Source organism: Micromonospora sp. WMMD737 (genome assembly GCF_049179055.1).
In the GTDB taxonomy this organism is placed as follows: Bacteria; Actinomycetota; Actinomycetes; order Mycobacteriales; family Micromonosporaceae; genus Micromonospora; species Micromonospora reichwaldensis.
On record NZ_JBMHMH010000001.1, the window covers coordinates 4,492,984 to 4,506,829 of the forward strand.

At 74.0% G+C, this 13,846-nt stretch carries 14 protein-coding genes; 7 read left to right on the plus strand and 7 right to left on the minus strand.

The window, feature by feature from the left end; translation table 11 throughout:
* Position 1 precedes the first annotated feature (1 nt).
* Entirely contained in the window at positions 2-1,003 is a 1,002-nt protein-coding gene (locus ACN27A_RS19655) for an ABC transporter ATP-binding protein (protein WP_421455514.1), read from the plus strand.
* Between the two features lie 12 nt (positions 1,004-1,015).
* Here the strand turns inward: ACN27A_RS19655 and ACN27A_RS19660 are convergent, their stop codons facing one another.
* The 7 genes from ACN27A_RS19660 to folP form a co-directional block, all read right to left on the minus strand.
* A complete protein-coding gene (locus ACN27A_RS19660) occupies positions 1,016-1,513 on the minus strand; it encodes a hypothetical protein (RefSeq protein ID WP_421455516.1) in 498 nt (165 codons plus the stop codon).
* A 60-nt stretch (positions 1,514-1,573) separates the two neighbouring features.
* The gene (locus ACN27A_RS19665) at positions 1,574-1,888 is read right to left on the minus strand and encodes a hypothetical protein (RefSeq protein ID WP_421455519.1); all 315 of its coding nucleotides are present in this window, start codon (positions 1,886-1,888) and stop codon (positions 1,574-1,576) included.
* A 54-nt stretch (positions 1,889-1,942) separates the two neighbouring features.
* On the minus strand, positions 1,943-3,157 hold the full coding sequence (locus tag ACN27A_RS19670) for an ABC transporter permease (RefSeq protein WP_421455521.1): 1,215 nt from the start codon (positions 3,155-3,157) through the stop codon (positions 1,943-1,945).
* A 121-nt stretch (positions 3,158-3,278) separates the two neighbouring features.
* Complete coding sequence (locus tag ACN27A_RS19675; RefSeq protein ID WP_421455524.1) at positions 3,279-3,821, minus strand: DUF3180 domain-containing protein; 543 nt, start codon at positions 3,819-3,821, stop codon at positions 3,279-3,281.
* Between the two features lie 19 nt (positions 3,822-3,840).
* On the minus strand, positions 3,841-4,368 hold the full coding sequence (gene folK / locus ACN27A_RS19680; RefSeq protein WP_421455526.1) for a 2-amino-4-hydroxy-6-hydroxymethyldihydropteridine diphosphokinase: 528 nt from the start codon (positions 4,366-4,368) through the stop codon (positions 3,841-3,843).
* Positions 4,365-4,730 (minus strand): dihydroneopterin aldolase, encoded by a 366-nt coding sequence (folB, locus tag ACN27A_RS19685; protein WP_421455529.1) that lies wholly within the window; start codon positions 4,728-4,730, stop codon positions 4,365-4,367. Before folB ends, folK begins: the two co-directional genes overlap by 4 nt.
* Positions 4,727-5,647, minus strand: coding sequence for a dihydropteroate synthase (folP, locus tag ACN27A_RS19690; RefSeq protein ID WP_421455532.1), 921 nt, complete (start codon positions 5,645-5,647; stop codon positions 4,727-4,729). The genes folB and folP overlap by 4 nt, the downstream gene beginning before the upstream one ends.
* A 343-nt stretch (positions 5,648-5,990) precedes the next feature.
* On the opposite strand from folP, the gene ACN27A_RS19695 reads away from it, so the two are divergent.
* Genes ACN27A_RS19695 through ACN27A_RS19720 form a run of 6 tightly spaced genes read left to right on the plus strand, consistent with a single transcriptional unit; the run spans position 5,991 to position 13,842 of the window.
* Complete coding sequence (locus ACN27A_RS19695; RefSeq protein ID WP_121401588.1) at positions 5,991-6,305, plus strand: hypothetical protein; 315 nt, start codon at positions 5,991-5,993, stop codon at positions 6,303-6,305.
* Between the two features lie 13 nt (positions 6,306-6,318).
* A complete protein-coding gene (locus tag ACN27A_RS19700; RefSeq protein WP_089003089.1) occupies positions 6,319-6,681 on the plus strand; it encodes a hypothetical protein in 363 nt (120 codons plus the stop codon).
* Positions 6,682-6,730: 49 nt separating this feature from the next.
* Positions 6,731-10,156, plus strand: a complete 3,426-nt coding sequence (locus tag ACN27A_RS19705) for an ATP-binding protein (protein ID WP_421455535.1) — start codon at positions 6,731-6,733, stop codon at positions 10,154-10,156.
* Position 10,157: 1 nt separating this feature from the next.
* Complete coding sequence (locus ACN27A_RS19710) at positions 10,158-12,125, plus strand: MFS transporter (RefSeq protein ID WP_421455537.1); 1,968 nt, start codon at positions 10,158-10,160, stop codon at positions 12,123-12,125.
* On the plus strand, positions 12,122-12,679 hold the full coding sequence (locus tag ACN27A_RS19715; RefSeq protein WP_421455540.1) for a hypothetical protein: 558 nt from the start codon (positions 12,122-12,124) through the stop codon (positions 12,677-12,679). The genes ACN27A_RS19710 and ACN27A_RS19715 overlap by 4 nt, the downstream gene beginning before the upstream one ends.
* A complete protein-coding gene (locus ACN27A_RS19720; RefSeq protein WP_421455543.1) occupies positions 12,676-13,842 on the plus strand; it encodes a M23 family metallopeptidase in 1,167 nt (388 codons plus the stop codon). The genes ACN27A_RS19715 and ACN27A_RS19720 overlap by 4 nt, the downstream gene beginning before the upstream one ends.
* Positions 13,843-13,846 lie beyond the last annotated feature (4 nt).

A 13,846-nucleotide genomic window follows, 5' to 3' on the forward strand; every position in this document is an offset into this window, starting at 1 on the left:
TGTGGACGTTACCCCGGAGGGCACCGCCCCCGCCGAACCGCGCGCGGCGTCGATCACGCTCGAGGGCATCCGCAAGCAGTACCCGGACGGCACCGAGGCCGTACGCGAGCTGAGCCTGGACATCAGGGCCGGCGAGCTGGCGGTGCTGATCGGACCGTCGGGCTGCGGCAAGTCCACGGTGCTCCGGATGGTCAACCGCCTCATCGAGCCGACCGGCGGCCGGATCCTACTCGGCGGCGAGGACGTCACCCGAGTCGACCCGGTCCGGTTGCGCCGCCGGATCGGCTACGTGATCCAGAACGTCGGGCTCTTTCCGCACCAGACGGTCAGCGCCAACGTCGCCACCGTGCCCCGGCTGCTCGGCTGGCCCCGCCAGCGCAGCCGCAGCCGGGTCGACGAGCTGCTGGAACTGGTCGGCCTCGATCCGGCCACGTTCGGCCGTCGCTACCCGCACGAGCTCTCGGGCGGTCAGCGGCAGCGGGTCGGGGTCGCCCGGGCCCTCGCCGCCGACCCGGTGGTGCTGCTGATGGACGAGCCGTTCTCGGCCGTCGACCCGATCGCCCGGACCCGGTTGCAGGAGGAGTTCCTCCGGTTGCAGGCCGAGGTGCGCAAGACCATCGTGCTGGTCACCCACGACCTGGACGAGGCGGTCCGGCTGGGCGACCGGATCGCGGTGCTCTCCGAGGGCGGCCGCCTGGAGCAGTTCGACACCCCGGCCGCCGTGCTCGGCGCGCCCGCCACGCCCTTCGTGCGGCAGTTCGTGGGCGCCGACCGGGGCATCCGCCGGCTGGCGGTCACCCCGGTCACCGGCGAGGCCGTCGAACCGCTGCCGGAAACCGGGGTGGCCGAGCTGCCGACGATCCCGCTCGGCGGCTCGGCGTACGACGCGCTGGGGGTGCTGCTGACCTCGGCCGCGGACCGGGTCGTGGTGACCGACGAGGGCCGGCCCGTCGGCGTGCTCAGCCGGGCGCGGCTGCTCGAACTGGGCGCGCCCGAGCGGTGAGGCACAGCCCGGTCAGGCGCGCCCGCCGAGGCTGGCCGCGCCGATGATCCACCCGGACAGGAAGCCGTACGTCGCGCCGGCGCCGCCCGCCTGGATCGCCGTGAGCAGCGACGGTTCCGGGCCGAGGAAGGCGGCGATCAGGGAGGCGAAGCCGCTGGCCAGGACGTACGCGGCCCAGCCGGAGAAGAACTGCGTCCCCGACCCCTGCACCCGGGCCACCTGCGAGGTGGGCAGCAGGTAGAGGAAGAGCGCCGCGAGGATGACCAGCAGGACGGCCCGCAGGTTCGCCACGAGCAGGTTGCCGGTCGCCCCGTCACCGTTGAAGAGCCACGCCGGCCAGGAGAGCAGTTGCAGGTACCAGCCGCCGGCGGAGTTCGGGTCGGTGCCGGCGGCCCAGCCGACGTACGCCGGGCTGCCGCAGACCGCGACCAGGAGGAGCGCCGCGAGCGCGCCCGTGCCCGCCGCCGTCCCGTAGCGACCGCCGGTGCGTGACGGGTTGGTGAGCGCCATGATCGGCTCAGTTCCCGGCGGACCGCGGGGGGCAAACCTGCCCGGGGCCGGCGGTCGCCGTCACTGTCGCGGGTGCTTCATCAGGTAGTCGATGAACGCGGCCCGCAGCAGCGGCGCCGACTCCTCGTAACCGTGCCCGGTCAGCTCCCGCCACAGCGCCGCGGCCTCGTCGATCGTCGGCCCGACCGAGTTGGGCGCGCCGTCGAGGACGGCGGCCTCCTCCGCGTTCGGCAGGTGCCGCAGCACGGACCAGAAGAAGCGCACGTCGTGGCGCTCCCGGGCGACCGCGAACGCCCGCTCCCGCAGCTCCTCGGTGGACAGCGCGTCGAGTTCCTCGAACGACGGGCCGGCGGAGGACGATGGTGTGTCGGTCATGCCGCCGAGCCTAACCGGCGAGATCACTCCCGGCCCGGTGGACGCGGCGCCGGCTCACCGCTCGTCGGCGTCCCACCGGCGCGGGCCGCTCTCCCAGCCGGGGTCGCTCCACGGGTCCACGGGGCTCTCGGGGGAGCGCCTCGGCACGGCGGGCGGCCAGTCGCCGACCGGGTCCGTCGGGGACGCCGTCCAGCCCGTGCCGATCCGGCCGTCCCCGGGTGGGACCGGTTCCGCTGCCGCGCCGGTCGCGGGCCGCCCGTACGCCTCGACCAGCCGGGTGGCCAGCAGCCCGACGCCGAGCGCCGCCGCGCCGACCGCCCACCGGCTCACCGTCCAGCCCCGTGCCTGCGCGTACGCGGAGAAGACCGTGACCAGGCAGACCGCCAGCAGGGTGCCGAAGACGCCGCCCCGCCGGCCGTAGGCGCTGGTGCCGGCGAGCAGCGCCAGGCCGACCGCGAGCACCGTCCAGTCCAGCCCCGGGTCCGGCGCGACCGGGGCGGTGTCCCGGCTGGCCGTCAGCATGCCGGCCAGCGCGGCCAGCACCGTGGAGCCGACGAGCGCGCCGGAGGTGACGACCGCCGCCACCGCGCCCCGGCGGCGGGCGGGATCCACGACCGGGCGGAACCGGCCGACCACCCGGCGGACGGCCCGCACCGAGCCGAACAGACCGCCGAGCACCGCGACGGCCGCGAACCCGACGAAGAGGTGCAGGGCGCCGCGCTCCGGGTCGTAGTCGCCCTGCGGCAGGACCGCCGCCGAGCGTTGCTGGATGTACACGACCACCCCGGCGGCGGCGGCCAGGGACGCGGCCCAGCCGGGCACGTGCAGCACCACCACGACCAGTGCCAGGGCGAGCCCGCCCAGCGCGGCGACCAGCAGGGCCGGGCCGGCGGCGGCGCTGCCGCCCCGGTCGCCCTGCTCGGCGACGTGCAGCGCGGCGGCGACCGCCACGGGGCCGACGGCCAGGTTCACGGCGGCCGTACGCAGGGTCAGCCCGGCGGCCAGCGCCAGCAACCCGAGCACGACCGCGTCGAGAAGCAGCGAACGCAGCCCATCGCCCCGCAGCGCGGCCGGTTCCTCCCGCCAGAGCAGGTACGCCAGGACGACCGACGCCGCCAGGAGCAGCAACTCCCAGACGACGTGCACCGCGAACCGGTCGCGGCCGGGCTCACCGTGCGCCGGATCGTCGAAGACGTTCTCCAGGACGGAGGCGGGGATGCCGGACGAGGGCTCGGGGGACGGCTCACGCCCCGGTTCGTCGTGCCGCATGACGCCGCCTCCCACGTGGCCGCCGTCCAGCCAGGTCCGACGCGCGGGCGGACCGGGGCGGCGTTGCTCTCCGGTCGCAGGCACCGTACCCGCGCGGGAGGCCGGGCGTAACCCCCCGGAATCAGCGTGGGCCGGGGCGGCCCTCCCGGCCGCCGGGCTCGCGGTCCTCGTCGTCCTCCTGCTCGGGAACCCGGCAGGAGCGCTCCAGCCAGAGCGCCGCCCCCGTCAGCGCCAACCCGGCGAGCAGGCCGGCGCCGGCGATCGGCCGGTCGCCCATCGCGGCGTCGGTGCGCTCCACGAAGAGCCAGCCGGTCAGCCCGGCGTAGAACCCGGTGAAGATCGCGCCGGCCAGCGCGGAGGCCTTGGCGAGCACCACGAACCGGGCCACCAGCAGCGGATTGACCGGCTCGCGGCCCGGCCTGCGCTCGATGCGCCCCCGGGTGTTCACGGCGGCGTACGCCTCCAGCACGGCCAGCGCGGCGAGCGTGACCACCGGCAGCCAGGGCAGCTGCGGCAGGTAGTCGTAGTAGAGGGTGCTGATCAGCAACCAGGCCACCGCGGCGGCGCCGAGGGCGGCCACCACCAGGGTGGAGATCCGGGTGGGGCCCATCCGGGACCGCTCGGGGCCCGTCCCGCCCGGTCGCGGGGACTGCGCCTGCGTCATGCCGGCCGGCTCCACTGGGTCATGCCGTCGACTCTATCGCCAGATCCGGCCGGGGGCGCAGATCCAGCGCGTCGTCGGCCACCGGAGGCGTGTTGAGCAGGTCGGTCAGCCAGCCGTGCCCGGGCAGCCGCCCGTACGGCTGGAGGTCGATCCACGGCCGCAGCACGAAGGCCCGCAGGTGGGCCCGGGGGTGCGGCAGGGTCAGCTCCGGGTCGTCACTGAGCACCGGCTCGTCGCCGGCGGCCCACACGGCGATGACGTCCACGTCCAGGGTGCGCGGCCCGAAGCGCCGCTGCGGGTCGCGGGTGCGCCCGGCGGCGCGCTCCGCCGCCCGGGCGCGCTCCAACCAGTCGTACGGGGTGGCGGCCGGGTCCTCGGCGAGCAGCGCGGCGTTCAGGTACGCGGGCTGGTCCGCGTCCCCCCACGGTGGAGTCTCGTAGACGCCGGAGACCAGGAGCACGCTGTCGCCGAACGTCGAGACGGCGGAGCGCAGGTGGGCGAGCCGGTCGCCGAGGTTGCTGCCCAGCGAGAGCAGGGCGCGGGTCACCGGTCCCGCCGCCGCGTCATCGTGACGGCCACGTCGGTGAAGGCGTGCGGGACGGGCGCCTCCGGCTTGTGCACGGTGACCGTGGCGGCCTCGACCCGCGGATCGGCGAGGCAGACGGCAAGCAGCCGGTCGGCGAGCGTCTCGATCAGGTTGACCGGCTCGCCGGTCACCACCCCGACCAGCCGCTCCGCCAGTTCGCCGTAGTGGACGGTGTCGCCCACCTCGTCGGAGCGGGCCGCCGGGGCGAGGTCCATCTCCAGGACGGCGTCCACCACGAAGTCCTGGCCCTGGGCGCGCTCGAAGTCGTACACCCCGTGCCGGCCGTGCGCCCGCAGGCCGGTCAGCTGGATCCGGTCGGTCATCGGTCTCCTCCGTGGTCGGTGGTGCGGTCCGCCCGGCCGGCGCCGGCGTGGGCCGCCCAAGCCCCACCGGTGGCGGCGGGCGCCAGGCGGGGCGCGCCCGTGGCCTGCCAGACGGCGAGGGCGTCCACGGTGGCCCGGACGTCGTGCACGCGTACGCCCCAGGCGCCGGCCGCCACCGCGAGCAGGCTGGTGGCGACGGTGGCCACGTCGCGGTCGTCGGTGGGGCGGAGGGTGCCGTCGGGACCGGCCAGCAGCCGCCCCAGGTACGACTTGCGGCTGGACGCGAAGAGCAGCGGGAAGCCGAGGTCCAGCAGCTCGGACAGGCGGCTGCTCAACTCCCAGTTGTGCGCGGCCGTCTTGGCGAAGCCCAGCCCCGGGTCCACCACGATGCGGTCGGCGGCGACCCCGGCCCGCAGCGCCTCGTCGACGCGGCGGCCCAGCTCGGCGCGCACGTCGGCGACCACGTCGGCGTAGCGGGCCAGCTCACCCATCTGTCGGGAGTGGCCCCGCCAGTGCATGAGCACCCACGGGCAGCCGGCGTCGCGGACCACCCGGGCCATGTCGGGGTCGGCGAGGCCGCCGGAGACGTCGTTGACCACGGCCGCGCCGGCGGCGAGGGCCGCCTCGGCGACCCGTGCGCGGGTGGTGTCGATGCTGACCGGCACGCCGGCGGCGGTCAGTTCCCGGATCACGGGCACCACCCGGGCCGTCTCGGTCTCCGCGTCGACCCGGTCGGAGCCCGGCCGGGTGGACTCGCCGCCGACGTCCACCAGGTGGGCGCCGTCGGCCCGCAGCCGCACGCCGTGTCCGACGGCGGCGTCGAGGTCGGCGTACCGTCCGCCGTCGGAGAAGGAGTCGGGCGTGACGTTGAGGACGCCCATCACCACCGGGGCCGAGGCCCGTACCAGATCGGTCACGGCTAGACGGTACCGGTCGGCCGGAGCGCCCCGGGCGGACCGGGTCGAGGGCGGTGACATGCGCATTCGAACGGGTGTACGATCGGTCGTCCCGGTCGGATCGGGCAGACTCTTCGCGGCTTGTCGCAAACAGTGGGTGCCCGTACGCTTTGGAACTGCCCGGCATCGAGATGGCGAAGCCTGGAGGGAGGGCCGAAGCGGGAGAATCCGCCCAAAGCCCACCACCCTCCGTGGTGGGTAACGAACGCAGGGTCGCCGACGCTGCGCACAGGGAGCACCGTTCCCGCCAGGCATGTCTAGTGCACCACCGCGGCGCCGCCGGCCGCGACTTGGGGAGGTTCCAGTGATCGCCATCGAGCTGATGGAGACGGCGACGTCCGCCGCCGCCCACACGCTCTCCGCTCTGGCGTCGACTCCACTCGCCGAGCCTGCGCCCAAGGGCATCGACACCGAGGGTGTCGTCACGTTCTTCGCCAGCAAGATCGCTCCTATCCTGCTGGCCGTGCTGGGCGTCATCTTCATCGGGCGCGCCAGCCGGGGTGAGATCTCCAAGGTCCTCACCAGCTCGGCGATCGCGATCGTCGGGCTCGCCTTCATCGCCGGAGCCGCCACACTCTTCTTCATCGGCGACTACCTGATCGACCTGATCTTCGAATAGGCGCGGGCACGAGATGCGGCTGCGCACCGACGACGACATCTACCGGGCTCGCCTGGTCTACCTCGGGCCGCCCGGCTACACCCTTCCCGTCCATCTGCCGTACGCCCAGTACGGGCTGTTCATGCTGCTCGTTCCCCTCTACATGTTCATCCACTGGCTGTTCACGTTGCAGGTCGAGCTCTTCCCCGCCTGGGAGATCGCGCTCGCCATCGTGAGCACCTCGTTCATCTTCCGGTACGTCGATCCGGACCGGCCCGCGCGCATGGTGATCCGCACCGCGCTGACCGACTGGCGACGGACCCGGGAGCCGGCCGCGGAGCAGCGGGACCCCCGCCTGGTCGGCAGTCGGATCAGGATCCGGGAGGAACTGGCATGACCGGTCGCACCCCGACCAGGCAGTCGAACGACGCGGATGAGGCGGTCGCATGAATCGCAGTTCCACGCCGGGTTCCCCGGCAGGGCGTCCGGCCGTTCCGCACGGTAACCGTGCGCGGTCGTTCGACTACCCTGATGATCCCGAGACGGACGAGGTCGCCCTCGACCCGGCCCTGGTGACGACACCCGGGCACGGTGGCGTGGGCGTCTTCCAGGCCCCCCGTCCGGCGCCACGCCGGACGCCGCCGCCGGCCGAGCCGCAACCCGCCGACAGCGCCGACATCGATTCACCCTTCCTCGACCTGTTCGGCGGCACGCGCCCCGGCGCGACCCGGCCGACGGCGCCCCCGCAGCGGGCCGGCGGGCGGGAGCAACCCGCCATCGGCCAGCAGCCGGCCGCCGCCGCGCCGGCCCCGGCGGCGCTCCCGCCGGCTCCCGCCCCCCTTCCGCCGCCCCCACGCGCGGGTCACGGGGCCGACGCGCACCGGACCGGCCACCCGGCCGACGCGACCGCCCGGACCGGCCAGCCGGCCCACCGGACGGCCCCGGGGGTGACACCGGCCGCCGCCGACCAGCCCCCGGTCGACGCGTACGAGCCGCCCGCCCGACCGGCCCGATCCCGGGTACCGCACCAGTCCGGGGACCGGCTGCCCACGCTCCGCCCACCGGCAGAGGCGGAGGACGTGCCGGCCGTCGCGGCGGCACCGCCGTCGTCCCACCCGGCGCCCCGCCAGCACGCGGCACCGCTCGACCCGCCCGCGCCGGAACCGGCGCCCGAGCCGACGTCCCGCCGCACCGGGGAGCGCCCGCCGGAGCGGGCCGGCCGGGAGGTGGCGCCGCCGCGCCAGCGCTCCGCCGGCCGGCGCGGCCAGCCCACCAAGCCCGTCAAGCCCACCCGGGTCAAGCCGCCGAAGATCAAGTTCGGGGACCGGGACCCGGCGGTCGAGCTGGCCATCACCGAGATCGCCGGCCACCTGACCTTCACCCCCAACACCGTCACCGCCTGGTACTGGCTGCCCGAGGTGCGCTGGGCGTTCCGGCCGGACGCCGAACGGGAGGCGCTGCTCTCGGCGATCTCCGAGCAGTACGCCGGGCTGGCCGGCTTCCGCCTGCACCTGCGGCGCACCACGCGGCCCTTCCCGGCCGACGAGTGGGCCCGCACCATCGACGCGCACACCGCCGCGCCGCTGCCCGACGTGCCCGGCACCGCCGGCTGGGGCGACCACCTCGTGGCCGCGCAGCGGCACCTGCTCTCGGTCAACCACGCCGAGGGGCAGACCTACCTCGGCGTCACCTTCGCCCGGCGCGCCCTCGGCGACTCGCTCACCGAGCGGCTGCTGCGTACCTTCGGCCGGGGCGTCGCCGAGGGCGAGCGCCGCAAGCTCGGCCGCACCGTCGAGCAGTTCGACGAGGTGCTGGGCGCGTTCGGCATGCGAGGCCGGCGGGTCACGGCACAGGAACTGGAATGGCTGCTCTACCGCTCGGTGGCGCTCTGCATGGCGCCGCCCGGTCAGCTCTCCCCGCTCACCGACGGGCAGTGGGAACGCGGCGACCTGCTCGCCCTCACCGAGCAGGTCGAGCGCTACCGCACCCCGTACGGCTCGACCGTCAAGCTGGTCAACCGGATGACCGGCGAGGAACGGCACGTCGCCGTGCTGGCGGTCGGCCGGATGGAGCCCCTGGAGATCCCCGAGCGGCACGAGCCCTGGCTGCACTTCCACGAGCGGCTGCCGTGGCCGATGGAGCTCTCCACCCGCGTCGACATCCTCGGTTCCGGCGACTCCTTCCGTAATCTGGAGCACCGGCTGCGGATGATCCGCTCGCAGCAGCTCGACTACGCGGAACACGGCATCGACGCCCCGCCCGAGTTGGAGCGGCTGGCCAAGCGCGCCCTGGTCATCGGCGACGAGATGACCACCGGGCTGCCGGTCGACTCCGCCCGCGCGCACGGCTGGCACCGGATCGCCGTCGGCGGTCGCAACCGCGAGGAGTGCCTGGAGCGGGCCCGCCGGCTGATCCAGCTCTACTCCCGCGAGCTGCGGATCTCGCTGCAACACCCGAAGAACCAGGACTGGCTGGCCCGCGAGTTCATCCCCGGCGAGCCGATCGCCAACACCGGCTACGTCCGGCGGATGCCGGTCAACCTGCTCGCCGCCGCACTCCCCCAGGCCGCCTCCACCGTCGGCGACCGGCGCGGCGACCTCATCGGGCGCACCGCCGGCACCTGCCGCCGGCCCGTGTTCCTCGACCTGCACTTCCCGATGGAAGTACGCGAACGCTCCGGGCTCGCCGTCTTCGTCGCCGAACCGGGCGGCGGCAAGTCGACACTGCTCGGCGCGCTCGGCTACCTCGCGGCCCGACGCGGCGTCCAGGTGACGTTGCTCGACCCGTCCGGCCCGCTCGCCCGGCTCTGCGCCATGCCGGAGCTGCGCCCGTACGCGCGGGTGCTGAACCTGACCGGCTCCGAGCACGGCACCCTGGCCCCGTACTCGCTCATCCCGACGCCGCTGCGCAGCGAGTTCGGCACCGGGGCCTCGGGCGACCGGGAGTTCGAGATCGCGGTCTCCAACGCCCGCGCCGAGCGGCGGATGCTGGTGCAGGACATCTGCATGATGCTGGTGCCCCCGCAGGTCGCCCGGGAGGCGTCCACCGCCACCCTCTTCCGGCACGCCGTACGCCAGGTGCCGGCGGAGGAGACCTCCACCCTGGACGACGTGGTCGCCTGCCTCAGCCAGCTCGACGACGACGCCGGCAAGGAACTGGCCAACCTGCTGCTCGACACCGCCGAGATGCCGCTGGCCATGCTCTTCTTCGGCCGGCCACCGGAGGGCCTGCTCGGCGCGGACGCCGCCCTCACCGTGATCACCATGGCCGGGCTGCGTCTGCCCGACCTGAAGATCGAGCGGGAGTACTGGTCCGCCGAGGAGGCGCTGGCCCTGCCGATGCTGCACACCGCACACCGGCTCGCCGTACGCCGCTGCTACGGCGGCTCGATGTCGTCGCGGAAGCTGGTCGGCCTGGACGAGGCGCACTTCATGGAGGGGTGGCGCTCCGGACGGTCGTTCCTGGTCCGGCTCGCGCGCGACTCCCGCAAGTGGAACCTCGCCGCACTGGTCGCCTCGCAGAACCCGCGGGACATCCTCGGCCTCGACGTGCAGAACCTGGTCTCGACCGTCTTCGTCGGCCGGATCGCCGAGGACGCGGAGATCGCCTCCGAGGCGCTCCGCCTGCTGCGGGTGCCGGTCAACGACGGCTACGAGGCCACCCTGGCCTCCCTCTCCACCGCCGACGCCACCAGTTCGAGCCGGCTCGGCTTCCGGGAATTCGTCATGCGGGACGTCGACGGCCGGGTGCAGAAGGTCCGGGTCGACGTCTCGTACGTCGACGGGCTGCTGGACCACCTCGACACCACCCCCGCCGCGATCGCCGCGGCGGCCGGGGTGCTGCCGGCCATCCTGCCGAACATGGAGGCGTGACATGGCGCGGGCCCGGGCACGGTTGGCGGCGTTCCTGCTCGCGCTCGGCGTGCTCGCCGGGGCCACGATCGGCTGGCCGGCCGTCGGCGCCATGGCGGCCGCCCCCGCGCCGCTGACCGCCCAGGCGAAGGCCGAGCTCTGCACAACGCCGGAGTGGCAGGCCGACTTCCGCGCCTGCGTCGCCAAACTGAAGGAAGTCGCCGACTCAGAGGTCAAGTGCCGGAACGCCCCGACTCCCGGTGCGCCCGACTCCGGGCTCGCCGGCTGGTTCGCGTCCCGCCCGGAGTCGGCCACGAAGCCGGGCCCGAAGGGCTTCTACAGCGACTACGGCTACGCGGGATACAGCTACTCCACGTACGACATCGACAGCGGTTGCGCGACCGCGGTGCTGCACCCCGACTACAAGTTCACCAACACTGTCGCCAACGGCGAGTTCATGATCGCCACGGCGATCGTGGGCGCCTCGAACGCGCTGCGGGAACGCGCCTGGGACCCGCGCTCGATGTGGGGCTGGGCCGACCCGCTGGTGGACCAGGCGACCAAGGCCGTCTACCAGAAGGTGTTCAGCGTCTTCGGCATCGTCACGCTGTGCGTGGTCGGCCTTTACCTGCTCTGGCGCTCCCGCCAGTCCGACATGAGCAACGCGATGACCACGGCGGGCTGGGCCCTGCTGGTGATGGTGGCGGTGACCGCCCTGGCCGCCTGGCCGGTCAAGTCGGCCAACATCGCCGACGGCACCCTCGTCACCACCCTGGGCGTGGTCCACGACGCGGTCGGCCCGGCCACCAAGGACACTCCCCCAGACAAGTGCACGCTGCCCAATCCAGACGCCTGCGTCGACAAGCGCCCGCCAGCTGTGCGGGCCAGTGACACGGCCACGGAGGCGATGCTCTACCGCAACTGGCTGCGAGGCGTGCTCGGCTCGGCGGACAGCGAGACCGCGAAGAAGTACGGTCCGGCCCTCTACGACGCGAAGTCGCTCTCCTGGGAGGAGGCGGCGAAGCTCCGGTCGAATCCGGCCACGCGAGATGCCACCATCAAGGCCAAGCAGCAGCAGTGGGCGCGGGTCGCGCAGCAGATCGAGACCGAGGACCCGGAGGCGTACGAGTATCTCCAGGGCGTGCGGGACATGGACCGGGTGGGCGCCGGATTCATCGCGGTGCTGGCCGCCGTGCTCTTCGCGATGTTCGACCTGACCGCCTCGCTGCTGGTGCTGCTGGGCTTCCTGATCTTCCGCTGGGCGGTGATCGCCGCGCCGATCCTGGGCACGGTGGGCCTGATGCGCCCGGCCAGCGCGGGGTTGCGGCGGTTGGCGAACGCGGTGGTCGCCGCCGTCTTCAACATCGCCATCTTCGGCACCGGTGCCGCCATCTACCTCTTCGCGGTCGACCTCATCATGAGCACGCCGACCCTGCCCGGCTGGCTCCAGGTGGTGCTGGTGTGGCTCTGCGGCGTGGTCGGCTGGCTACTGCTGCGGCCCTACCGACGGATCACCCAACTCGGCGGCAAAGACAGCAGCGAGGCGGTCAGCTCGGCCGGCTCGTGGCACCGGCGGTTCTTCCGGGACATGCGCACCGCCGCCCGGCTCGACGTCGCTGAACCCGGCGGCACGGCCGAGCCGGCGATGGGCCGGCGTCGGGCTGTCGTGGCGGAGCAGCCCACCCTCCGGCCCGAGGCCAGGCGGGAGGACCCGGCGCAGGCCGCCACCCGCGGTGGGCAGACCGCCAAGCCCGGCGGGGAGGAGCGGCAGCGGCCCGACGGCCGCGAGTCGGCCGCCGAGAAGGGGGCGCCCTCCGAGGAGAGGGACGCCTCCCGCCCGGTCGCCCCCCGACCCCGGCGGCGGCAGCCGGCCACCTGGACGGAGCCGGACGTGCCGGACGAGAACCCCTCGTTCGTCATCTACCGTCCCGGGTCCACGGAACGCGAGCCTGACCGGCCCACTCCCCGGATCCGTTCAGAGGCGCGGTGAGCGCGGTGCGGCGGGCGATCGAATTCCTGGTAACCCGGGTCCTCCGGTCCCGGTTCGGCGTCGCGATCGGCATCGCCGTCCTCGTGTTCGGGATCATCGGAGCGGCACGGCTGGTCTCCGGGCCCGGTGACCCCACCTCCGGGCTCAGCAACCGCCCCAACCAACCGATCACCACGGTCGACCCGACCGCCGGCGACGACGGGGCCTTCTCCACGGGCGCTCCCCCCTCCCCGGTCACCCGCCCCGGCGAACTGACACCGGAGCAGACCGCCGAACGCTTCGTCGCCGCCTGGCTCGGCAAGCCGGGCACCACAGCGGAGCAGTGGCAGGAGGGCCTACGTCCCCTCTCCACCCCGGTGCTGACCGACAAGTTGGCCGGTGCCGACCCGTCCGGGGTGCCGACCGGTCAGGTCGACGGCGACGTCACTGTCCAGCCCCGGGCCGAGAACTTCGTCGAGGCGCTGGTTCCGCTCGACACGGGTCAGCTCCGCCTCGAACTGGTGGCGCCCGACGGGCGGTGGCTGGTCGATGCCGTGGACTGGGAGCAGAAATGAGCGACGGGACGCGACCGCGCGGTCGGCAGCTCCGACTCGGCGCACTGGCCGCCGCGTTGACGGCAACGCTCGCCCTGCTCTGCTGCACCGGCGGTGCGGGGGCCTTCTTCCTCACGGAGCTGGGCGGCGAGTCAACGGACATGGCCCCGGTGAGCATGGACTGCAAGGAGAACTACCGGGTCGATGTTCGGGGCAAGATCCCCCGGATGTCCGGCTACGGTCAGGTCCAGCTTCGTAACGCCGCTCGGATCATCAAGGTCGGGCAGGAGATGAAGGTGCCGCCGCGCGGATGGGTGATCGCCGTGGCGACCGCCATGCAGGAGTCCCGGCTGCGCAACCTGGCGAACCGGACCGTCGGCGAGTCGGAGGACCTCCCCAACGAGGGCGTCGGTGCCGACCACGACTCCGTCGGGCTGTTCCAGCAGCGAGCCGGCTGGGGCACAGTGGCGCAGCGGATGACGCCTGAATACGCCGCCCGGAAGTTCTACGAGAAGCTGGTCAAGGTGCCCGGCTGGGAGACGATGCCACTGACCCGGGCCGCGCAGGCCGTGCAGATCAGCGCCTTCCCGGACGCGTACGCCAAGCACGAGGACGTGGCCAGCCAGATCGTCAACGCGCTGGCCGGCGGAGCCGCCCGGATCGCGCTGATCGACGGTAGGAAGGCCTGCGACCGCGCCGCCGCCGGGCAGATCGCCGCCTCGGGCTGGACGGCTCCCATCCCCGGCGGCGTCGGCTCGGGCTTCCGCACCGCGAGCCGGCCCCGACACAACGGGGTCGACATCGCCGCGCCGAAGGGCACCGATATCCGGGTAGCGGCCACCGGACGCGTCCTGATCTCCCAGTGCGACCCGGACAAGAGAGGCCGGCGCACCTGCGACGTCGACGGCTGGCCGGACAAGGGTGGCTGCGGCTGGTTCGTCGACGTCCTGCACGCCGGCGGGTTCATCACCCGCTACTGCCACATGGTCAGCAAACCCCGCGTCAAGGTCGGTCAGCTCGTCGAGGCCGGAACGGTCATCGGCGAGGTGGGCAGCAGCGGCAACTCCTCCGGCCCCCACCTCCACTTCGAGGTGCACGAGGACGGAGACAGGAGCAGTCGGGGCGCCGTCGACCCGGTGCCGTTCATGCGGTCGCGCGGCGCGCCGCTCAAGGGCGCGGAATGAGACG

Excerpts from the sequence above, each read along its gene's own strand:
- folB (WP_421455529.1), bottom strand. The coding sequence starts at position 4,730 with ATGACCGACCGGATCCAGCTGACCGGCCTGCGGGCGCACGGCCGGCAC.
- ACN27A_RS19675 (WP_421455524.1), bottom strand. The coding sequence starts at position 3,821 with ATGACGCAGGCGCAGTCCCCGCGACCGGGCGGGACGGGCCCCGAGCGG.
- ACN27A_RS19665 (WP_421455519.1), bottom strand. The coding sequence starts at position 1,888 with ATGACCGACACACCATCGTCCTCCGCCGGCCCGTCGTTCGAGGAACTC.
- ACN27A_RS19705 (WP_421455535.1), top strand. The coding sequence starts at position 6,731 with ATGAATCGCAGTTCCACGCCGGGTTCCCCGGCAGGGCGTCCGGCCGTT.
- ACN27A_RS19720 (WP_421455543.1), top strand. The coding sequence starts at position 12,676 with ATGAGCGACGGGACGCGACCGCGCGGTCGGCAGCTCCGACTCGGCGCA.
- ACN27A_RS19660 (WP_421455516.1), bottom strand. The coding sequence starts at position 1,513 with ATGGCGCTCACCAACCCGTCACGCACCGGCGGTCGCTACGGGACGGCG.
- ACN27A_RS19710 (WP_421455537.1), top strand. The coding sequence starts at position 10,158 with ATGGCGCGGGCCCGGGCACGGTTGGCGGCGTTCCTGCTCGCGCTCGGC.
- ACN27A_RS19700 (WP_089003089.1), top strand. The coding sequence starts at position 6,319 with ATGCGGCTGCGCACCGACGACGACATCTACCGGGCTCGCCTGGTCTAC.
- ACN27A_RS19670 (WP_421455521.1), bottom strand. The coding sequence starts at position 3,157 with ATGCGGCACGACGAACCGGGGCGTGAGCCGTCCCCCGAGCCCTCGTCC.